Raw genomic sequence first — 20,063 nt, forward strand, 5'->3', positions numbered from 1 at the left:
ATCACGAGAGTTGGGAGTCCCGATGACGTTTGAGCGCGTGACGGTTGTGGGTGGAGGCCTGGCGGGGTGCGAGTGCGCTTGCCAGCTTGCCGACCGTGGTGTTTCGGTCCTGCTGCGCGAGATGCGCCCCGCCGTATCCTCGCCGGCGCACCGCACCTCGCGCCTCGCCGAACTCGTCTGCTCCAATTCCCTCAAGTCGACTCGCGTCGATTCCGCGGCGGGGTTGCTCAAGGAGGAGCTGCGGCGCATGGGGTCGGTCCTGCTCGCCTGCGCCGAGCGTGCCGCGGTTCCCGCCGGCGGTGCGCTCGCGGTCGACCGCGAGGTGTTCTCGCGGGAGGTCGAGGACGAAGTCGCCTCTCGTCCCCTCATCGAGCAACAGCGTGGTGAGGTGACCTCCATACCCGACGGCCCGTGCGTCATCGCTGCGGGGCCGCTTTGCTCCGCGGCCCTGTCCCGGCAGGTGCTCGACCTGGTGGGCGGCGATGCGCTGTCCTTCTTCGACGCGGCGGCCCCCATCGTCGACGCGACGACCATCGACCGCGACGTCGTCTTTGCCCAGTCGCGCTACGACGAGCGAGGGGGCGGCGACTACCTGAATGCCCCCTTCACCAAAGACGAGTACGATGTCTTCATCGATGCGCTCGTGAGCGCGGAGCGCGTGGTCCTCAAGGATTTCGAGAGGCGCGAGCTCTTCCAGGCGTGCCAGCCCGCCGAGGAGGTCGCGCGCACCGGGCATGACGCCATCAGGTTCGGCGCGATGAAGCCCGTGGGCCTCATCGACCCCCGCACCGGAAAACGCCCCTGGGCCGCCGTCCAGCTGCGCGCCGAGAACGCGGAGTGCACCGCGTACAACTTGGTGGGATTCCAGACGAATCTCACGTTCTCCGAGCAAAAGCGCGTGTTTCGCATGATTCCCGGCCTTGAGCGCGCCGAGTTCTTCCGATACGGCGTGATGCACCGCAACACGTTCGTCGACGCGCCCCGCGTGCTCGACAAGACGTTTGCGGTGCCGGGGACGCGCATCCGCCTTGCGGGGCAGATCACGGGGACGGAAGGCTACACCGAGGCTATCGCATCCGGTCTGCTCGCCGCGCTGAACACGTACGCCGATCTTTCGGGCGCGCCTCGGGTGGAGCTTCCCGTCACGGGGGCCCTCGGCTCGCTCGTCGCCTACGCCACCGACCGCGCGACCGAGGACTACCAGCCCATGCACGTCAACTTCGGCGTCGTCCCGCCGCTTTCCGATGGGGTGCGGCGCAGCAAGCGCGACCGCTACGCCGCGTACTCGTCTCGCGCCCTGGGCGACCTCGATGCGTACCTCGCGTCCCGGGCGGAACTGTTCCCGTCCAGGGGCTGACGCGCCGTGCAAGGGCGTCTGCGAGCGGCCGCATGAGGGGAGGCGGACACATGGACGACGAGAGCGCCCGCCTGCTGGGGCTCATCGACGACTACATCGCGCACCTCTCCCGCTTCGAGGGCGCCTCGTCCGAGACCGTTCGCGCCTACACGCAGCATCTGGAGGCGTATGCGCGTTGGGCGGCGCGCGCGGGCCGCGATGGTCTTGCGCCCTCGACGCGCGATGTGCGCGCATATCTATCGGAGCTGCGCGCGGCGGGCTACGCGGCGCGGACCGTCGCCGCCCACCTCTCGTCGATCCGTTCGTTTTTCCGCTGGCTCTCGGATGAGGGCCTGGCGGGCGCGGACCCGGTCACCGCGATCGCGAGCCCCAAGCTCGATCGCCCGCTTCCTCACGTCCTGGCGCCCGATCAGCTCGCGCGCCTCATGGACGCGCCCGACCTCGCGAGCGCCGGCGGCAAGCGCGACGCCGCGATGCTCGAGCTGTTCATAGCCACGGGCGCGCGCATCTCCGAGCTCGCCGCCTTGGACCTGGCCGACGTCGACGTCTCCCGCGCCTCGGTGCGCCTGTTCGGCAAAGGCTCCAAGGAGCGGTTGGTCCCCCTGTACGACCGCGCGTGCTCCGTATGCGCGCGCTATCTCGAGGAGGGCAGGGGGGAGCTGCTGGGGCGGGGAGCCGCGTCGTCTCGCGAGGCGAGCTTTTTCATATCCGATAGGGGGCGACCCATGAGCGCCTCCTCGCTGCGCCATCGCTTCGACGCCTTGAAGCGCCGCGCTGGGATCCCCGCGGACATCACCCCGCACGCCATGCGCCACACGTTCGCCACCGAGCTGCTGATCGGGGGAGCCGACCTGCGCAGCGTCCAGGAGCTTCTGGGCCACGCGAGCCTGTCCACCACGCAGATCTACACCCATCTCACGCCCGACCGCCTCAAGTCGGCCGTGCACCAGGCCCATCCGCGCGCGTGATGCGCGGGCCGCTTGACGCTGAGTTTGTGAAGGCTTGGCAATGCGTGCGCGACCTGCTATTATTCATCAGGTTGCGAACACGCAACATTCCATCACACACGCACGGCTACGCGCCGGCCGCGGTGCCCGGGCACTGGTAGCCCTTGCTCGGGTGGTCGACGCGGACGACACCGTGCGAAAGACAAACCGGGAGGTAAACATGGCTACCAAGATCAACATCCGTACCCTGCTCGAGGCTGGCTGCCACTTCGGCCACCAGACCCGCCGCTGGAACCCCAAGATGAAGCCGTTCATCTTCGGCGAGCGCAACAACATCTACATCCTCGACCTCAAGCAGACCATCGTCGAGGCCGACAAGGCGTACACCTTCCTCAAGGAGACCGCTGCCAAGGGCGGCAAGGTCCTGTTCGTCGGCACCAAGAAGCAGGCTCAGGAGGCCGTGAAGACCGCTGCCGAGCGCGCCAACATGCCCTACATCAACCAGCGCTGGCTCGGCGGCATGCTCACCAACTTCGTGACCATCCGCTCCCGCATCAACCGCCTCGAGGAGCTCGAGGGCATGGTCGCCGACGGCTCCATGGCCCTGCGCGGCAAGAAGGAGCAGGCCGTCCTGGGCAAGGAGCTCGCCAAGCTGCAGGCCAACCTCGGTGGCGCCCGTGAGCTCAAGAGCACCCCTGCTGCCCTCTTCGTCATCGACACCAAGCGCGAGGAGAACGCCATCAAGGAGGCCAAGCGCCTCGGCATCCCCGTGGTCGCCCTCATCGACACCAACTCCGACCCCGACGTGGTCGATTACGGCATCCCCTGCAACGACGACGCCATCTCCGCGATCCAGCTCATGAGCGAGCTCTTCGCCGATGCCTGCCTCGCCGGTTCCGGCAAGGAGCAGATCTCCGAGGCCGAGATGGCCGCCGCGGCTCCTGCCACCGAGGCCGCTGCCGAGTAGCATCCCCTTCGACCCCATTGGTTATCCTCCTTCGAAAGGAATGAACATGGCTCAGATCACCGCCGCTATGGTCAAGCAGCTCCGCGAGATGACCGACTCCCCGATGATGGAGTGCAAGAAGGCTCTCGTCGAGGCTGAGGGCGATATGGAGGCCGCTGTCGACATCCTCCGCAAGAACGGCCTCGCCGCCGCCGCCAAGAAGGCCGGCCGCGACACCAACGAGGGCGCCGTCGCCGCCTACATCTCCGAGGACGGCACCAAGGGCGCCCTCGCCGAGATCGCCTGCGAGACCGACTTCGTCGCCTCCAACCCCAAGTTCACCGGCTTTGCCGCCGAGGTCGCCCAGGTCGTGTGCGACAACGAGCCCGCCGACACGGACGCGCTGCTCGCCCTCGACATGAACGGCGAGACTGTCGAGGCCGCCCTCACCGAGATGATCCACATCATCGGCGAGAACATGAAGATCTCCCGCACCGTCGTGCGCAAGCCCGCCTCCGGTGCCGTCGCCAGCTACATCCACATGGGCGGCAAGATCGGCGTCCTCGTCGAGTTCTCCTTCGAGAAGCCCGAGACCGCTTCCGCCGAGGCCTTCAAGACCTTCGCTCACGACGTCGCCATGCAGGTCGCCGCGACCGCTCCCATCGCCGCCGTGCGCGAGGACGTGGACCAGGACGTCATCGACCACGAGGTCGCCATCTACAAGGCCCAGGCTGCCGAGTCCGGTAAGCCCGAGGCCATCCAGGAGAAGATGGCCGTCGGCCGTCTCGAGAAGTTCTTCAAGGGCTTCGTCCTGAACGAGCAGGAGTTCATCAAGGATTCCAGCCTCACCATCAAGGGCTACGCCGAGAAGGTCTCCAAGGAGCTCGGCGACACCGTCAAGGTCGTCGCCTTCGACCGTCTGGTCTGCGGCGAGTAAATTGGCGCATTAGCATGAGAGCAGGTCGTGGGGTGCAGCCTCACGGCCTGCTTTTTCATGTGCAACGCAGGCGAGTATGCGCGGGGTGCACAACCCTGTTAGAATAGGTGAAATTGCGTCATAAGGAGGATTCCTTGTCTGAGTACCAGTACAAACGCGTTCTGCTCAAGATTTCCGGCGAGGCCCTCATGGGCAACGCGGAGTACGGCATCGATCCCGACGTCGTCGAGCGCATGGCGATCCAGGTCAAGCAGTTGCACGATGAGGGCATCGAGGTCGCGGTCGTCGTGGGCGGCGGCAACATCTTCCGCGGAGTCGCGGGTTCCGCCAAGGGCATGGAGCGCGCGCAGGCCGATTACATGGGCATGCTCGCCACGGTCATGAACGCCCTCGCCCTGCAGGATGCCATCGAGCGCATCGATTGCCCCTGCCGCGTGATGAGCGGTATTCAGATGAACGAGGTCTGCGAGCCCTATATCCGCCGCCGTGCCATGAGGAGCCTGGAGAAGGGCGACGTCGTCATCTTCGCCGCCGGTTCGGGCAACCCGTATTTCACCACCGACACCGCCGCCGCGCTCCGCGCCTGCGAGATCGGTGCCGACTGCCTGCTCAAGGCGACCAAGGTCGACGGCGTCTACGACATGGACCCCGTCAAGAACGAGGACGCCGTGCGCTTTGACAGCATCAGCTATCACGAGGTGCTCGTGCGCGGCCTGCAGGTCATGGATTCCACCGCTACGGCCCTGTGCCAGGATAACCACATGCCCATCATCGTCCTCAACATCGATGGGGACGACAACATCAAGCGCGCTCTGGCCGGAGAGCCGGTGGGCACCGTCGTCATGGAAGAGGAGTAAGACATGTCCGACATCCGCGAGAACATGGACAAGGCCCTTGAGAGCCTGAAGCACAACTTCGCCAAGGTCCGCACCGGCCGGGCGAACGCCAATGTCCTGTCCGACATCACCGTCGACTACTACGGCGTGGCCACCCCCATCACGCAGGTCGCCGCCGTCAAGGTTCCCGAGGCGCACATGCTCGTCATCGAGCCCTGGGACAAGGCGCTCGTGAACGCCATCGTCAAGGCCGTCACCGCGTCGGATCTGGGCATCACCCCCAACTCCGACGGCATCGTCGTCCGCCTGCCGTTCCCCGCGCCAACCGAGGAGCGCCGTCGCGAGCTCGTCAAGGAGTGCCGCGAGCTCGCCGAGCACGCCAAGATCGCCATCCGCAACACCCGCCGCGATGCCAACAACAAGCTGGAGCGCGATGAGGAGCTGACCGAGGACGAGGTCCGTCGCGAGCAGGCCAAGGTCCAAAAGGCCACCGACGAGTACGTCTCCAAGGTCGACGAGATGCTCAAGGCCAAAGAAGCAGAAGTGATGGAGATCTAGCCCATGCGTTATGACGTGGAAAAGCTCGGCGAGTTCTTTGCCGAGCATCCTGCGGACATATCTCTCGACGACATCGACATGGCGCGCATCCCGCGCCATGTCTCTTGCATCATGGACGGCAACGGCCGATGGGCGACGGCGCGCGGCCTCGGCAGGGGAGAGGGGCACAAGGCGGGCATCGTCGCGTTGCAGGACGTCATCACCGCCTGCGTGCGCTTGGGCGTCGACGTCTTGTCCGCCTACGCGTTCTCGACCGAGAACTGGAACCGCCCGCAGACCGAGGTCAACCTCCTCATGCACCTGTTCGCCAAGACCTTCGTCGACGAGCTGCCGCTGCTCAAGCGCGAGAACGTCCGCGTCGAGTTCCTCGGCGACATCTCCGTGCTGCCCAAAAAGACGCGCGAGGTGTTCGAGTACGGCCTGGAGCAGACGAGCGACCATACGGGCATGACGCTCGCGCTCGCCGTCAACTACGGGGCGCGCGCCGAGCTCGCGCGCGCCGCGCGGCTGCTTGCGAAGGAGGTCGCCGCGGGCCACCTGTCGCCGGACGATATCGACGAGTCCGCGATCGCCGACCACCTGTACACCGCGGACCTGCCCGATCCCGAGTTGGTCATCCGCACCTCCGGCGAGATGCGCCTCTCCAATTACCTGCTGTGGCAGGTCGCGTACGCGGAGTTTTACCTTACCGACACCTATTGGCCCGATTTCGATCGGTGGGGCCTGCTGCGCGCCATTGCGGCGTTCCAGGGCCGCGATCGTCGCTTTGGAGGCCTTTCCGCTCGATAGCGAGCGGACTGTTGAGGAGATTCTTGATGAGTTCCCAGGTACCCGTTACACCCGATTCGCAGGAAGGGGCGCCGGCTGGACGGGCGCACGCCTTCTTGGTCCGGTCCATCGCCGGAATCATCTACGCCGTCCTGTTCATCGGGTCGCTGCTGCTCGGCGTCGTTCCCACCGCCCTGTTCACCGCCGCGATGGCCGGGCTTTGCTGCTATGAGTTCTACCGCATGGTGCGCATCGACGGCAAGGTGCCCAATGAGTTCGTGGGCCTCGTCGCGGCGGTCCTGTTTCCGCTGTCGGCGCTCGTCGACGCCGTGTGGCTCACGGTCCTCAACTTCCTCATGGTGCTCCTGGTGGGCCTGTGGTACGTCCAGAACCCCCGCACCCGTATGGCCGACGTCGCCGTCACCGTCTTTGGACCGCTGTATACCGGCTACATGCTGTCGGCTATCGTCCTGCTGCGCGAGGCCATTCCCGGCATGGAGGGCGCCCTGCTCTCCATCGGCGTCTGCGCCTCGCTGTGGCTCTCCGACTCCTTCGCGTACATGGTCGGAAGCAAATTCGGCAAGCACAAGATGGTCCCCAAGATCTCGCCCAAGAAGAGCTGGGAGGGCTTTTTTGGCGGGCTGCTCGGCTCCGTCGCCGTCTGGCTCGTTCTCTGGTCGACCGGGCTCTATGAGATGAATATCTGGTTCGCCGTGCTATGCGGCGTCGTCATCTCCGTCATGGGCGTCTTTGGCGACCTGATCGAGAGCCGCATCAAGCGCGGCGTAGGCGTCAAGGACTCCGGCAACCTGATTCCCGGGCATGGCGGCATGCTCGACCGCTCCGACTCCCTCATCATCGGCGTCATCACCGCCTATCTCATGCTGCACCTGGGTGGTGTTCTGTAATGCGGAAGCGCATCGACTCTCACGCGCGCACGCCCGTCGCCATCCTCGGCTGCACCGGCTCCATCGGCACGCAGGCGCTCGATGTCTGCCGTCAGCATGCCGACCGGCTCCAGGTCGTCGCGCTCTCCGCGCACAGCAGGACCGAGGAGCTCGTTCGCTACGCCCGCGAGTTCGACGTCGCGCACGCCGCCGTCACCGATCCCCGCCATGCGGCAGACCCGATTCTCTCCGAGCTGCCGCACGGCTGCGATTTGTTGACGGGCGAGGACTCGGCCGCCGAGCTCGCGTGCATGGATGATTGCGATGTCGTGCTCGTCTCGATCGTCGGGGCCGCGGGACTCGCCGCCAGTCACGCGGCGCTCACGAGCGGCAAGCGCCTCGCCCTCGCGAACAAGGAGTCCCTCGTGGTGGGCGGCGATCTTCTCATGCCGCTCGCGCGCCCCGGTCAACTCCTGCCCGTCGACTCGGAGCACGGCGCGATCTTCCAGTGCCTGATCGGGGAGGACGCGCGCGAGGTCCATTGCATCTGGCTCACCTGCTCCGGTGGCCCCTTTTACGGCCGCAGCCCGCGTGAGCTCGAGTCGGTGACGCGTCGCGACGCCCTGGCTCACCCCACGTGGAACATGGGGGCCAAGATCACCATCGATTCGGCGACGCTCATGAACAAGGGCCTCGAGCGCATCGAGGCCATGCATCTCTTTGGTATGGGCCTTGACCGCATCAACGTCCTCATCCAGCGCGAATCCAAGATCCACTCCATGGTCGAGTTCGTGGACGGGTCCGTGATCGCGCATCTGGGCGCCTCCGACATGCGCATTCCCATCCAATATGCCCTCTCGTATCCCGAGCGCTGGGATTCCCCCGCGCCACGCGTTGATTTTCGAGAGCTCGGGTCCCTTTCCTTCGGGGCCCCGGATATGGATGCCTTCCGATGCCTCAAGCTCGCCGAGATCGCCGGCGAGATGGGTGGGACGATGCCATGCGTGCTCAACGCCGCCAATGAGGTCGCGGTCGACGCCTTCCTGCACGATCGCCTCGGATTCAACGACATCGCCCGGGTCGTCGATGCCTGCATGAACGCCCATGAGCGCCTCGATGTCGTCTCGTTCGAGCAACTCGCAGACGTCGATGCGTGGACGCGCCGTCGCGCCGCGCAGGCGATCGCGTCGCTCGCATAACGTGGATTAGGGATATATGGACTCCGTCATCGCTTTCATCGGCCCCTTGTTCTGGGGCCTCGTGCTTCTTTCCGCTCTCGTCTTCGTCCACGAGGGCGGACATTTTCTCGCCGCGCGCGTTTGCGGCGTTCGCGTGCTCGAGTTCTTCCTCGGCATGCCCTGCAGATTCAACCTGCATCACGTCTCCAAGCGCATAGGGACCAAATTCGGCGTGACGCCCATCCTGTTGGGAGGCTACGCCGAGATCTGCGGCATGGACCCGACCGACGTCGCCTGCGCGCCGCGGGTCCTCGGCTCCATCCATCGCAGCGGCGTCGCCCGCGTCTCCGACCTCGCAGCCGAGCTCGACGTTTCCCAGTCCGAGATCGAAGACGCCTGCTCGCTGCTGTACGGCTGGGGATCGATCGTTCCCTGGGACGTCGAGCCCATGCAGGGCGAGGAGGGGTCCCAGGGCTCCAAGGGCTTCCCGACGGCATTCGCCGCCGTCGCGCGCGATGCGGCGGGCAACACCCTGTACGATGGGCGGGCCTTCGACCGCGCGCATGCCACCAAACAAGGTGAGCCCTGGAACCCGCCCATGGACGATCAGGCGTTCTTTGATGCCGAGCGGTCGCATACGTATGTGGGAAAGGGTTTTTGGAAGCGCGCGCTCATGCTCGTCGCCGGTATCGCCGTGAACATCCTCACGGGGTTCCTGCTGGTAATCGCCGTGTATTCGGTGCTCGGTGTTTCAACGCCGGTCGACGCCAACGTGGTGGGCGGCGTCGTCGAGGGCTCACCTGCCGACGAGGCGGGGCTCAAGGTCGGTGACCGTATCCAAGGTGTCGATGGAACGTCCGTCGACTCGTGGATGTCCCTGCTTGAGGCGCTTGATGCCCACGGCGACCAGGACGCGATCTCGCTGGAGGTATGGCGCCCGCGCGATCAAGCCGATGCGTTCGAGCACGTCATGCCCGACGATCTCGACAGGGCCGACGCTTGGTTCGACGAGCATGGCGATTTCAAGACGATCGAGGTCTCCTTTGATGAGGACGGGATGCTCGGCATCAACGTCCCGACGCAAGTCGTGCGGCTCGATCCCCTCCAGTCGTGCCAGATCGCCATCGACAACATCGTCGCGACGGCTCAGTCCGTGATGAACCTGTTGAACCCCCGTCACACCATGGAGGTCCTTGATAACTCAACGTCCGTTGTCGGCATCTCGGTCATGTCTGCTGAGGCGGCGGCTGCGGGCCCGGCGACCTTCCTCAACCTCGCCGCGCTCATCTCGTTCTCGCTCGGCTTCATGAACCTCCTGCCCATTCCGCCCCTCGATGGCGGCAAGCTGCTCATCGAGGTGATCCAGGCGGTGACGAGGCGCGAGGTCCCCATCAAGATCCAAAGCGCCATCTCGGTGGTGGGTATCGTGCTGTTCGGCTTGCTGTTCATCTACATGCTGCGCGCCGATTTCCTGCGGTTCTTCTAGAAGGGAGAGGGATATGGCTCCATGCGCCCGTGAGCTCACGCGTCCCGTTGTAGTCGGAGATGTCCAGATCGGCGGGGGCGCCCCCGTCGTCGTGCAGTCCATGACGTGCACGCCCACCACCGATGTCGCCTCGACGCTCGCCCAGGTCCGCGCGTTGGCGGAGGCCGGATGCGACATCGTTCGCGTGAGTGTTCCCACCAAAGAGGCCCTCGGCCCCTTCGGTGTGGTCTGTCGCGAGTCGCCGGTCCCTATCGTCGCAGATATTCATTTCGACTATCGCCTGGCGATCGGGGCCGTTCAGGCCGGGGCCGCAAAACTGCGAATCAACCCCGGCAACATCGGCGATTGGGATCGCGTCGACGCCGTGATCGATGCGGCGGGGGAGGCGGGAGCCGCCATTCGCATCGGCGTGAACGCCGGCTCGCTCGACCGCACCATCGCCGAGCGCGATGACTTGACGCAGCCCGAGAAGCTCGTCGCCTCCTCTCTTGAGTTCATCGAGCATTTCGAAAACCGCGGCTTTGCCGATATCGTGCTTTCCGCCAAGGCCCACAGCGTCCTCACCACGCTCGACACGTATCGCGCCCTTTCCCGCGAGATCCCGCATGTGCCGCTGCACCTGGGCGTCACGGAGGCCGGAACGGTTCAGCAGGGGACGATCAAGAGCTCCGTCGGCCTGGGCATCCTGCTTTCCGAGGGAATCGGCGACACCATGCGCGTCTCGCTCACCGCTGACCCTGTCGAGGAGCCCCCCGTGTGTTGGGGCATCCTTTCCGCCTTGGGGCTGCGCCGTCGCGGCCCGGAGCTCGTGAGCTGTCCCACCTGCGGCCGTACGCAGGTGGATCTCATCGGTTTGGCCGAGTGCGTGTCCGACCGGCTCAAGACCTGCGACAAGCCCATCTCGGTCGCCGTCATGGGCTGCGTGGTGAACGGTCCCGGCGAGGCCAGCGACGCCGACGTGGGCGTTGCGTGCGGCAGGGGAGTGGGCATGGTCTTTCGCCATGGCGAGGTCATTCGCAAGGTCCCCGAAGCCCAGATCGTCGACGCCCTCATGGAGGAAATCGACAAGCTCTAGTCCGTCCCAACGCCTCGTTCCAGACATAATTCCTTCAAGTGTTGTTCGCGTTCCGCTCACGGAAACACCGTACGGAAATATGTCCGGCACGAGGCTGCGCCGCCATCATGCCTTTGGGGTTGGGCAACTCGGATAACCTGCTATCATCTGTAACGTTTAACTGGAAAAGACTGAGGAGGTCGCCGTGTCAAAGACGCGCGCCATGAAGATGTCCAAGCTGTACGCCCCCACGCTCAAGGAGGATCCCGCCGAGGCCGAGCTCGCGAGCCATCGCCTGATGCTCCGCGCGGGCCTCATCCGCAAGCAGGCCGCCGGCCTGTACAGCTACCTGCCGCTCGCGTGGCGCTCGCTGCGCAAGATCGAGGACATCGTGCGCGATGAGATGGATGCCGCCGGCGCCCAGGAGCTGCTCATGCCCATCATGGTCGATGCCCAGGTGTGGCGTGAGTCCGGTCGTTACAACGCCTACGGCCCCGAGCTGATGCGTATCGACGACCGCCACGATCGCGAGTTCGTCTTGGGCCCCACGCACGAGGAGACGGTGACCGACCTCATCAAGAACGAGCTCAAGAGCTACAAGCAGCTGCCCGTCAACCTGTACCAGATCCAGGACAAGTTCCGTGACGAGATGCGTCCCCGCTTTGGCCTCATGCGCGGTCGCGAGTTCATCATGAAGGACGGGTATTCCTTCAACGCCACGCAGGAGTCGCTGCAGGAGACCTACGACGAGATGAAGCAGGCCTACGCCAACATCTGCGAGCGTTGCGGCCTGAAGGCGCTGCCCGTCGTGGCTGACTCCGGCCAGATCGGCGGCGACACGTCCGTCGAGTTCATGGCGCTCGCCGACGCCGGCGAGGCCGCGCTCGTCTACTGCGACGCCTGCGGCTACGCCGCCGACGATGAGGCGGCCTCCACGCAGGTCGTCGTGACCGAGGGCCCCGGCGACGGCACGCTCAGCAAGGTGCATACGCCTGGCATGGGGACCATCGCCGCGGTCGCCGAGTTCTTCGGGTTCCCCGAGAACGGCACGCGCAAGGCGCTGGCCATCATCGACGCGGAGGGCAATCCCGTCGTCGCCATCGTCCCGGGCGACCACGAGCTCAACGACTGCAAGGCGGAGCATGTCTTCGGCGAGGGCTACCGCATGATGACCGATGAGGAGCTCGAGGCCCACGGGCTGTTCAAGGGCTTCATCGGGCCGGTCAACCTGCCTGAGGGCATTCGCCTGGTGTGCGATGTCACGCTCAAGGATTCCCAGAAGTGGGCCTGCGGCGCCAATGAGGTCGACTACCACTTCACCGGTGCCTGCCCGGGGCGCGATTTCACGCCCGATGCGTGGGAGGACCTCATCACCGTCATCGCCGGCGACCCCTGTCCCCACTGCGGCGCCTCGCTTGCCGGCGCGCGCGGTATCGAGGTCTCCCAGGTGTTCCAGCTCGGTACCAAGTACTCCGAGGCCATGGGCGCCACGTTCGCCGACGAGAACGGCGAGGAGAAGCCCTTCCTCATGGGTTGCTACGGCGTCGGCGTGTCCCGCACGCTTGCCGCGTCCGTCGAGCAGCATCACGACGGGCATGGCATCATCTGGCCCGTCTCGATCGCGCCGTATGAGGTCTCCATCATGCCGCTCGATCCCACGATCGAGGAGTGCGCCGAGGTGTGCGCCCGTCTGACGGACGAGCTGTGCGCAGCGGGCATCGAGGTCATCGTCGACGACCGCGACATCCGCCCCGGCGTGAAGTTCGCCGACAACGATCTCATGGGCTTCCCGTATCAGATCGTGCTCGGCAAGCGCGGGCTCAAGAACGGCACGGTCGAGCTCAAGGACCGCGCGACCGGCGAGCGCGAGGACGTCGCCATCGATGAGGTCGCGGCCAAGGTCGCCGACCTCGTGATCTCTCAGCGCCGATAAGGTCGTTGCTTTCTGAGCGTTTGCAATAGCGGCTATTAGTTAGTTTGCACGCCTGTACCGTGCATGGATGCTCGCGGCCCCGCTACAGCGCGGGGCCGCTCTTTGACTGTATGCCTCCAATGATGCTCTATTGCACGGCCATCGGGCCCCAACGCGTCTTCATCGAATTCCAATCCGACTCTATTGCGTCTGCTTTCACTCCGACTCGTTCGGTTCAAGCCTTCCTCGAAAGACTGTGCGTAACCGGCCTTTTGAAATAAGCCGATTCGTTTCAAAAGGCCGGTTACGCACAAAAATAGCCATGATAATGTGCTTTACCATAGGTTTGAAAGATACGGCGCGTTTTCAAAGCAGCGGTTACGCACACGAAGTCTATTCGTGTCAGCACCGTGCATTACGGCTCTTTATGTACTTGAGCGTGATTTCAATGACGGGTTTCGATTTCGGATAACGACTATCGAAAAGAAAAGCCAGAGACAATGTCCCTGGCTTTTAAGTTTGATGGTGGGCGATACAAGATTCGAACTTGTGACCCCATCCGTGTGAAGGATATGCTCTACCCCTGAGCCAATCGCCCGTGCTTTTCAGCAAGGAGAATATTAGCATCGAGTGTGCCTCGAACGCAACAACTTTTTAGAAAAAGATTCGACTCGCTTGGGCAAAACTTTTTTGAAAAAGTAGTTGCGCCTTTCGGATTCTTCCCGTATAGTACTTTTTCGTTGCACGGGGGCGTAGCTCAGCTGGGAGAGCGCTTGACTGGCAGTCAAGAGGTCAGGGGTTCGATCCCCCTCGTCTCCACCATGCAACTCTTTCCCAAAGTGGGGGCGTAGCTCAGCTGGGAGAGCGCTTGACTGGCAGTCAAGAGGTCAGGGGTTCGATCCCCCTCGTCTCCACCACTTGAACTTTCAAGCCTCGCTAAGAGGCTTTTTTCATAGGGAGCGAGACTGCATGAGCGCAGCAAGGGCTCTTGGCGCAACGGTTAGCGCAGGGGACTCATAATCCCTGGGTTCTGGGTTCGAATCCCGGAGGGCCCACCATTGTTTGCTAAGACCTCGGCCCCCGGGGTCTTTTTGATATCGAGCGTTGCCTTCGGAGGGCCACAGCATGATTCTCCTTGTCGACAAGATCGAAAAGTCATTTGGCGCACGCACGCTCTTCTCGGGCGCCACGCTGCAAATCAACGCGGGCGAACGCTACGCGCTTGTGGGGCCCAACGGCGCGGGCAAGACCACGCTGCTCAAGATCATCATGGGCATCGACAGCCCCGACGCCGGGTCGATCACGTTCGCCAAGGACGCGAACGTGGGGTATTTGGAGCAGGAGACCAAACTCGCCTCCGATACGACCATCATCCAGGAGGTTATGGACGCCGCCATCGAGATCAAATCGATGGGTGAGCGCGCTGAGGAGCTGCAGCTCAAAATCGCCGAGGCGGGGGAGAGCGTGGACGTCCCGCGCGCCCTTCTCGATGAGTACGGCCACGTCCAGGACCGCTTCGAGCGTCTCGGCGGGTACGAGCTCGAGAGCAACGCGCGCCAGATCCTCGCCGGCCTGGGTTTCAAGCCCTCTGATTTCGATCAGCCCTGCTCGGAGTTCTCCGGCGGCTGGCAGATGCGCATCGCGCTCGCCAAGCTGTTCCTGCGCCACCCGGACGTCCTGCTTTTGGACGAGCCGACGAACCACCTCGACCTTGAAAGCGTCCAATGGCTGCGCGGCTTCATCTCCGCCTATGAGGGCGCCGTGCTCATCGTCTCCCACGACCGCGCCTTCATGGACGCCTGCGTGGACCACGTCGCGGCGCTCGAGAACCGCCGTATCACCACCTATACGGGCAACTACAGCTCGTATCTCAAGCAGCGCGAGGACAACCTCGAGCAGATGCGCGCCAAGCGCGCGGCCCAGGAGCGCGAGATCGCCCACATGCAGGTGTTCGTGGATAAGTTCCGCTACAAGCCCACCAAGGCGGCTCAGGCCCAGGAGCGCATGCGCCGCATCGAGCAGATCAAAAGCGAGCTCGTTATCCTGCCCGAGGGCCACAAGCACGTGCACTTCAAGTTCCCCGACCCGCCTCGTTCCGGAGATATGGTGATCAAGCTCGAAGGCCTCACCAAGCGCTTTGGCAGCAAGACGCTCTACGAGAACGCCGACCTCACGCTCTACCGCGGCGACCGCGTCGCCCTGGTGGGCCCCAACGGCGCCGGCAAGTCGACGCTGCTCAAGCTGCTGCTGGGTAAGGAGGCGCCGAGCGAGGGTACGCGCGAGCTCGGCGTGAACGTGGGCGTCGCGTACTATGCGCAGCACCAGCTCGAGGGCCTCAACGAGGCGAACACCGTCTTGCAGGAGATCGACTCCGTCGCGCCGACGTGGACCGTCCCGCAGCAGCGAAGCCTTTTGGGCGCGTTCCTCTTCGCCGGCGATGACGTCGATAAGCGCGTGGGCGTGCTCTCGGGCGGCGAGCGCGCGCGTCTGGCGCTCGCCAAGATGCTCGTGGCCCCCGAGGCGCTGCTCTGCCTGGACGAGCCCACCAACCACCTCGATATCGATTCGGTCGACATGCTCGAGGAGGCGCTCAAGAACTTCCCGGGCACCATCGTGCTCATCAGCCACGACGAGCATCTGGTGCGCTCCGTCGCCAACCGCGTGGTCGATATCCGCGATGGCAAGATGACCGTCTACGATGGCGATTACGAGTACTACCTCTTCAAGCGCGAGGATTTGGCACAGCGTGCGGCGGCGGCTGCTGCTGCGAACACACCGGGTCCTTCCGCACCCGCAAAGTCCGCGGTTGCCGAGCGCTCGGCGGATGCGGCCCCCGCCGTTCGAGAGGGCAAGAAGACCAAGGAGCAAAAACGCGCCGAGGCGGCGGCTCGCGCCGAGCTCAACCGGCGCCTCAAGGGCACCAAGGATCGCCTCAAGAAGGTCGAGGCCGCCCTCGAGGTGAAGCGCGCCCGCTACGACGAACTCATGGCCCTCATGGCGAGCGAGGAGCTCTATGCCGATCAGGACAAGTTCAACGAGGCTCTTGCGGAGTACAACGCGCTCAAGCAGGAGCTCCCGGGCCTCGAGGACGAGTGGCTCGAGCTCTCGACCACTATCGAGGAGGAGACCGCCCGTGGACTCGCGTAGGGCCGCCGCCATCGCCTTGACGGTCGTCGGCATGGCGTGCCGCGTCATCGCGCTCGTGCTGTGCGCGCTCACGGTGGCGCTCTGCTTCAACGGCGTGGCCACCAAGCTCAACATCGTCACGTTCGTGGTCGAGCTCACGCAGACGCTGCCCGACGTCATCGCCGGGTACGGGTTGATCGCCACGCCGTTCGGGGGCGTCTTCAGGTTCGATTTCGCCTGCATGGCCGTCGTGTTCTTTGCGCTCGACTACCTGTGCGCGCGTTGCGCCCGCACGCTTCGATAGGATCATTACGATGAACATACCGTATCTGGTGAGCCTTCTCTCGAGCGCCTGCGCGCTCATCATCGGCATCGTCATCCATGAGAGCGCGCATGCCCTCGCGGCGTATGCGCTCGGGGACCGCACGGCGCGCTCACGCGGCCGCGTCTCGCTCAACCCGCTCAACCATATCGACCCCTTTGGCACTGTGCTGTTGCCGCTCATCATGATCTTGGCCGGCGGTCCGGTCTTCGCGTTCGCCAAGCCGGTCCCGGTGTACGTGAACAACCTCAAGAACCCGCGGCGAGACGAGGTGCTCATCTCGCTTGCCGGGCCCGCCTCCAACATCGTCCTCGCCTGCATATGCGCGCTCATCCTTCGCGGCATGCCGGGCGCCACGCTCGTGAGCCCGCTTTCGAGCGACGTCGTCAACCTCCTCGTGGGCTTCCTGTTCACGGCGATGTCGGTCAACCTGTCCCTGGCGTTCTTCAACCTCATTCCCTTGCCGCCCCTGGACGGCTCGTCGATCCTCGTGCTGTTTCTCAAGGGCCGCGCACTGCAGACGTACTACGAGGTTCAGCGGTACGCCATGCCCATCCTCATCGTCGTCCTCTACGTGTTGCCCAGCGTGCTCCACATCGACCTGCTCGATTGGTATTTCGGCGTTACCGTCGACCCGCTGTTCCTGGGCCTGCTGCGCTTCGCGCTCGGCGCGTAGTGCGCTACACTAACCTACGTATGTGCGTCGACTGCCAAGGGGGAGGATCGTGTCCTATCGAGTTTCCACGCAAGGGTACTCGGGTCCCTTCGACCTCCTGCTGCAGTTGGTGAGCAGGCAGAAAGTCGATATCGGATCGATTTCTATCGCCGAGGTCGCCGAGCAGTACCTTGCGGAGGTCGAACGCCTCGAGGCGCTCGATTTGGATGTCGCGAGCGATTTTTTGCTCGTCGCGGCCACGCTTTTGGACATCAAGGCCGCGTCCCTCGTCCCCGAGGACGCCGATCGCCCGCGTTCGCGCGCCGATGAGGAGCTCGATGACGAGTTGGAGGGCCTTGACGCCGACTCCCTGCGCGAGGTGCTCATCCAACGCCTGATCGCGTACAAGCAGTTCAAGGGCGCCGCCGCGGCCCTGGGCGCGCGCATGGAGGCCGAGTGCCGCATGCACCCGCGCGTCGCCGGGCCCGACCCGGAGTTCCTCAACCTCATGCCCGATTACCTCGCGGGCATCACCTTGAGGGGCCTCGCGGTCATCTGCGCGGACCTGGACGGCAAGCGCGAGACGTTCCTCCTGGAGGCGGAGCATGTGGCCCCGCACCGGATTCCCATCGAGCTCACCGTCGCATCCGTCGACCGCGTGACCATCTCACGCCCCCATACGACGTTTCGCGAGCTTCTGGATGGGGATGCCACGACCGAGCAGGTGGTCGCCACCTTCCTGGCCATCCTCGAGCTCGCCAAACGCGGGTCGCTCGTCCTCGAGCAGGACGAGAACTTTGGAACCATTCGCATCGACCGCGTGGAGGGCGCGCCGGAGTATCATCCCAGCGACGGATCCCTCTTTGACGAGGAGGACTAGATGAACGATCTCGAGTCGCTCGAAACCGACTCCCTCAAGGGCCCGCTGGAGGCGCTGTTGCTCGTCTCCAGCGACCCGGTGAGCGCCAGCCAGCTCGCCTCCGTCCTGGATGCGACCCCCGGCGAGGTGGCATCGCTTTTGGCCGAGCTCAAGGTCGAGTACGAGGAGGCCAACCGCGGCTTCCAGCTGCGCGAGGTGGCCGGCGGGTGGCGCCTGTTCACGCATCCCGCCTATCACGAGCAGGTGGAGGCCTTCGTCCTCTCCTGGGACACGCAGCGCCTTTCCCAGGCCGCCCTCGAGACGCTCGCCGTCATCGCGTATCACCAACCCGTCACCCGCGAGATGGTCAAGGGCATCCGCGGCGTCAACTCCGACGGCGTGATCTCCTCCCTCGTCGACAAGGGCCTTATTCGCGAGATGGGTCGCGACCCGGAGCGCGGGCAGGCCATTATCTACGGAACGACGAATGCCTTTTTGGAGAAGTTCGGCCTGCGCAGCACGCGCGATTTGCCCGACCTCGAGCAGTTCGCCCCCGATGAGCAGGCGCGTCAGTTCATTCGCGAGCGCTTGAGCGGCAGGACGATCCAGTCGACCCTCGACGAGGTGGACGAGGACCTCGAGGAGGAGCGTGAGCTCATCGAGGGGAGCGATCCCGACGAGGGCCATGTGATCGGCGGCGATGCGTCCGATGGGGATCTCGATGCGTAGCGACCGGGATATCGAGCGCACGCCTCTCAAGGTCCACCCGGACGACGAGCGCGTGGTGCCCATGCGGCTGCAGCGGTTCCTGGCTCGCGCCGGCGTCGCGAGCCGCCGTGGGTCGGAGGCCCTCATGAGCGCGGGGCGCGTGAGCGTGAACGGTGAGGTCAAGACTGAGCTGGGCACCAAGGTCGACCCCGCCATCGACCAGGTGGCCGTCGACGGGGTCCCGGTCGTGTTGGGGGTGGGCGCCGCCTACCTCATGCTCAACAAGCCCGCTGGCGTTCTCACCACCATGAGCGATCCGCATGGGCGCCCGTGCGTGGCGGACATCATGCCCGTCCGTTCGTATCCCGGGCTGTTCCCCGTGGGGCGCCTTGACATGGACACCACCGGGCTGCTGCTCTTCACCACCGACGGCGACTTGGGCCACGCCCTGCTGCACCCCTCGCGCCACGTGTGGAAGACCTACGTCGCGGTCGTCGACGGCGTGTGCCGCGAGGGCGATCTGGAGCCGTTGCGGCGCGGCATCGTCTTGGATGACGGCCCGTGCCAGCCGGCGCGCTGCGCGCTGCGCGACGAGCGAGACGTGCGCGACATCGCCCCCCGCGGCCTTCGAGCCGGCACCACCGCGGTGCGCATAGAGATCCGCGAGGGCAGGAAGAACCAGGTCAAGCGCATGCTCTCCAAGATAGGCCATCCCGTTCTCCGCCTGCACCGCCTGCGCTTCGGCCCGCTCGAGCTCAACGACCTGCCGTGCGGCTCGTGGCGCGAGCTCACGCCCACCGAGGTCGCGGCCCTGCAATCAACCCCTGCTGTAGAGGAGATTTCCGCATGATCATCGCAATTGACGGACCGGCCGGTTCCGGCAAATCCACCATCGCCCGCGAAGTCGCCCGCCGCTTCGGCTTTGCCAAGCTCGACACCGGCGCCATGTACCGCTCGGTCGCGCTCGCCGCGCTGCGGCGCGGCGTCGACCTCGACGACGCCGACGCCGTTGTCGCCCTGGCTCGCGGGCTTTCCATCACCTTCGGCTCCGAGTGCCATGGCAACGTCTCCGTCTTCGTCGACGGCGAGGATGTGAGCGAGGCGATTCGCACGCCCGAGGTGGACCGCAACGTTTCGGCCGCCGCGGCGAACGCCGGTGTCCGCGCCGCCATGCTCGCGCCGCAGCGCCTGTTCGCCGAGGGCCGCGATGTCGTTGCCGAGGGCCGCGACATCGGCTCGGTGGTGTTCCCCAACGCCGAGCTCAAGGTGTTCCTGACCGCCGATCCGCGCGAGCGCGCCCGTCGCCGCGTGCTGCAGCGTCATGAGGGCGAGCATGTCGATGCCGCCCTGCTCGATGCGGAGATCGAGCAGACCCTCGCCGACATCGAGCGTCGTGATGCCATCGATTCGCAGCGCGCCGCGGCGCCTCTCGTCTGCCCTGTAGACGCGGTGCGCATCGACTCCACGAGCTTCACCGTCGAGGAGATCGTGAATCGGATCGAGCGCCTCATCGCCGAGCGGAGGTAG

19 protein-coding genes and 4 tRNA genes are annotated in these 20,063 nt (G+C 65.0%); 22 read left to right on the plus strand and 1 reads right to left on the minus strand.

What is annotated here, in order from left to right; all coding sequences use genetic code 11:
• Window positions 1-22 precede the first annotated feature (22 nt).
• The 12 genes from trmFO (at window position 23) to LK434_RS03290 (ending at window position 12,887) form a co-directional block, all read left to right on the plus strand.
• On the plus strand, window positions 23-1,357 hold the full coding sequence (gene trmFO, locus LK434_RS03235; protein ID WP_006721247.1) for a methylenetetrahydrofolate--tRNA-(uracil(54)-C(5))-methyltransferase (FADH(2)-oxidizing) TrmFO: 1,335 nt from the start codon (window positions 23-25) through the stop codon (window positions 1,355-1,357).
• Between the two features lie 50 nt (window positions 1,358-1,407).
• Window positions 1,408-2,325, plus strand: a complete 918-nt coding sequence (locus tag LK434_RS03240) for a tyrosine recombinase (protein WP_006721246.1) — start codon at window positions 1,408-1,410, stop codon at window positions 2,323-2,325.
• Window positions 2,326-2,524: 199 nt separating this feature from the next.
• On the plus strand, window positions 2,525-3,271 hold the full coding sequence (gene rpsB, locus LK434_RS03245; RefSeq protein WP_040361236.1) for a 30S ribosomal protein S2: 747 nt from the start codon (window positions 2,525-2,527) through the stop codon (window positions 3,269-3,271).
• 46 nt (window positions 3,272-3,317) lie between these two features.
• Entirely contained in the window at window positions 3,318-4,187 is an 870-nt protein-coding gene (gene tsf, locus LK434_RS03250; protein ID WP_040361235.1) for a translation elongation factor Ts, read from the plus strand.
• 134 nt (window positions 4,188-4,321) lie between these two features.
• A complete protein-coding gene (gene pyrH, locus LK434_RS03255) occupies window positions 4,322-5,044 on the plus strand; it encodes a UMP kinase (protein ID WP_040361234.1) in 723 nt (240 codons plus the stop codon).
• 3 nt (window positions 5,045-5,047) lie between these two features.
• Window positions 5,048-5,581, plus strand: a complete 534-nt coding sequence (gene frr / locus LK434_RS03260) for a ribosome recycling factor (RefSeq protein WP_006721242.1) — start codon at window positions 5,048-5,050, stop codon at window positions 5,579-5,581.
• Window positions 5,582-5,584: 3 nt separating this feature from the next.
• On the plus strand, window positions 5,585-6,370 hold the full coding sequence (locus LK434_RS03265) for an isoprenyl transferase (protein ID WP_006721241.1): 786 nt from the start codon (window positions 5,585-5,587) through the stop codon (window positions 6,368-6,370).
• A 26-nt stretch (window positions 6,371-6,396) separates the two neighbouring features.
• Window positions 6,397-7,257 (plus strand): phosphatidate cytidylyltransferase, encoded by an 861-nt coding sequence (locus tag LK434_RS03270; RefSeq protein ID WP_006721240.1) that lies wholly within the window; start codon window positions 6,397-6,399, stop codon window positions 7,255-7,257.
• A complete protein-coding gene (gene dxr, locus LK434_RS03275) occupies window positions 7,257-8,435 on the plus strand; it encodes a 1-deoxy-D-xylulose-5-phosphate reductoisomerase (protein ID WP_006721239.1) in 1,179 nt (392 codons plus the stop codon). The genes LK434_RS03270 and dxr overlap by 1 nt, the downstream gene beginning before the upstream one ends.
• Window positions 8,436-8,451: 16 nt before the next feature.
• Window positions 8,452-9,900: a M50 family metallopeptidase gene (locus LK434_RS03280; protein ID WP_006721238.1), complete on the plus strand. Its 1,449-nt coding sequence runs from the start codon at window positions 8,452-8,454 to the stop codon at window positions 9,898-9,900.
• A gap of 13 nt (window positions 9,901-9,913) precedes the next feature.
• The gene (gene ispG, locus LK434_RS03285) at window positions 9,914-10,975 is read left to right on the plus strand and encodes a flavodoxin-dependent (E)-4-hydroxy-3-methylbut-2-enyl-diphosphate synthase (protein ID WP_006721237.1); all 1,062 of its coding nucleotides are present in this window, start codon (window positions 9,914-9,916) and stop codon (window positions 10,973-10,975) included.
• A gap of 202 nt (window positions 10,976-11,177) precedes the next feature.
• Window positions 11,178-12,887, plus strand: a complete 1,710-nt coding sequence (locus LK434_RS03290) for a proline--tRNA ligase (protein ID WP_006721235.1) — start codon at window positions 11,178-11,180, stop codon at window positions 12,885-12,887.
• Between the two features lie 502 nt (window positions 12,888-13,389).
• Here the strand turns inward: LK434_RS03290 and LK434_RS03295 are convergent.
• A tRNA-Val gene (locus LK434_RS03295) sits at window positions 13,390-13,464 on the minus strand.
• A gap of 148 nt (window positions 13,465-13,612) precedes the next feature.
• On the opposite strand from LK434_RS03295, the gene LK434_RS03300 reads away from it, so the two are divergent.
• The 10 genes from LK434_RS03300 to cmk all read left to right on the plus strand — a co-directional run bounded on the left by LK434_RS03300 (window position 13,613) and on the right by cmk (window position 20,063).
• Window positions 13,613-13,688 (plus strand) — tRNA-Ala (locus LK434_RS03300).
• A gap of 19 nt (window positions 13,689-13,707) precedes the next feature.
• A tRNA-Ala gene (locus LK434_RS03305) sits at window positions 13,708-13,783 on the plus strand.
• Window positions 13,784-13,848: 65 nt separating this feature from the next.
• A tRNA-Ile gene (locus LK434_RS03310) sits at window positions 13,849-13,924 on the plus strand.
• 67 nt (window positions 13,925-13,991) lie between these two features.
• Window positions 13,992-16,013, plus strand: a complete 2,022-nt coding sequence (locus LK434_RS03315; RefSeq protein WP_006721233.1) for an ABC-F family ATP-binding cassette domain-containing protein — start codon at window positions 13,992-13,994, stop codon at window positions 16,011-16,013.
• Complete coding sequence (locus LK434_RS03320; RefSeq protein ID WP_006721232.1) at window positions 16,000-16,296, plus strand: hypothetical protein; 297 nt, start codon at window positions 16,000-16,002, stop codon at window positions 16,294-16,296. The genes LK434_RS03315 and LK434_RS03320 overlap by 14 nt, the downstream gene beginning before the upstream one ends.
• Before the next feature lie 10 nt (window positions 16,297-16,306).
• Complete coding sequence (locus LK434_RS03325) at window positions 16,307-16,990, plus strand: site-2 protease family protein (protein WP_006721231.1); 684 nt, start codon at window positions 16,307-16,309, stop codon at window positions 16,988-16,990.
• A 49-nt stretch (window positions 16,991-17,039) separates the two neighbouring features.
• Complete coding sequence (locus LK434_RS03330; protein WP_006721230.1) at window positions 17,040-17,849, plus strand: segregation and condensation protein A; 810 nt, start codon at window positions 17,040-17,042, stop codon at window positions 17,847-17,849.
• On the plus strand, window positions 17,850-18,557 hold the full coding sequence (gene scpB, locus LK434_RS03335; protein WP_006721229.1) for an SMC-Scp complex subunit ScpB: 708 nt from the start codon (window positions 17,850-17,852) through the stop codon (window positions 18,555-18,557).
• Window positions 18,550-19,386 (plus strand): pseudouridine synthase, encoded by an 837-nt coding sequence (locus tag LK434_RS03340; protein ID WP_148334576.1) that lies wholly within the window; start codon window positions 18,550-18,552, stop codon window positions 19,384-19,386. Before scpB ends, LK434_RS03340 begins: the two co-directional genes overlap by 8 nt.
• Window positions 19,383-20,063, plus strand: a complete 681-nt coding sequence (gene cmk, locus LK434_RS03345; protein WP_006721227.1) for a (d)CMP kinase — start codon at window positions 19,383-19,385, stop codon at window positions 20,061-20,063. The genes LK434_RS03340 and cmk overlap by 4 nt, the downstream gene beginning before the upstream one ends.

Source organism: Collinsella stercoris DSM 13279 (assembly GCF_020735465.1).
Taxonomy (GTDB): Bacteria; Actinomycetota; Coriobacteriia; order Coriobacteriales; family Coriobacteriaceae; genus Collinsella; species Collinsella stercoris.

What these genes read in the sequence shown, in the direction of transcription:
- trmFO (WP_006721247.1), top strand. Translation starts at nt 23, where the DNA reads ATGACGTTTGAGCGCGTGACGGTTGTGGGTGGAGGCCTGGCGGGGTGC.
- LK434_RS03240 (WP_006721246.1), top strand. Translation starts at nt 1,408, where the DNA reads ATGGACGACGAGAGCGCCCGCCTGCTGGGGCTCATCGACGACTACATC.
- rpsB (WP_040361236.1), top strand. Translation starts at nt 2,525, where the DNA reads ATGGCTACCAAGATCAACATCCGTACCCTGCTCGAGGCTGGCTGCCAC.
- tsf (WP_040361235.1), top strand. Translation starts at nt 3,318, where the DNA reads ATGGCTCAGATCACCGCCGCTATGGTCAAGCAGCTCCGCGAGATGACC.
- frr (WP_006721242.1), top strand. Translation starts at nt 5,048, where the DNA reads ATGTCCGACATCCGCGAGAACATGGACAAGGCCCTTGAGAGCCTGAAG.
- LK434_RS03265 (WP_006721241.1), top strand. Translation starts at nt 5,585, where the DNA reads ATGCGTTATGACGTGGAAAAGCTCGGCGAGTTCTTTGCCGAGCATCCT.
- LK434_RS03270 (WP_006721240.1), top strand. Translation starts at nt 6,397, where the DNA reads ATGAGTTCCCAGGTACCCGTTACACCCGATTCGCAGGAAGGGGCGCCG.
- dxr (WP_006721239.1), top strand. Translation starts at nt 7,257, where the DNA reads ATGCGGAAGCGCATCGACTCTCACGCGCGCACGCCCGTCGCCATCCTC.
- LK434_RS03280 (WP_006721238.1), top strand. Translation starts at nt 8,452, where the DNA reads ATGGACTCCGTCATCGCTTTCATCGGCCCCTTGTTCTGGGGCCTCGTG.
- ispG (WP_006721237.1), top strand. Translation starts at nt 9,914, where the DNA reads ATGGCTCCATGCGCCCGTGAGCTCACGCGTCCCGTTGTAGTCGGAGAT.
- LK434_RS03290 (WP_006721235.1), top strand. Translation starts at nt 11,178, where the DNA reads ATGAAGATGTCCAAGCTGTACGCCCCCACGCTCAAGGAGGATCCCGCC.
- LK434_RS03315 (WP_006721233.1), top strand. Translation starts at nt 13,992, where the DNA reads ATGATTCTCCTTGTCGACAAGATCGAAAAGTCATTTGGCGCACGCACG.
- LK434_RS03325 (WP_006721231.1), top strand. Translation starts at nt 16,307, where the DNA reads ATGAACATACCGTATCTGGTGAGCCTTCTCTCGAGCGCCTGCGCGCTC.
- scpB (WP_006721229.1), top strand. Translation starts at nt 17,850, where the DNA reads ATGAACGATCTCGAGTCGCTCGAAACCGACTCCCTCAAGGGCCCGCTG.
- LK434_RS03340 (WP_148334576.1), top strand. Translation starts at nt 18,550, where the DNA reads ATGCGTAGCGACCGGGATATCGAGCGCACGCCTCTCAAGGTCCACCCG.
- cmk (WP_006721227.1), top strand. Translation starts at nt 19,383, where the DNA reads ATGATCATCGCAATTGACGGACCGGCCGGTTCCGGCAAATCCACCATC.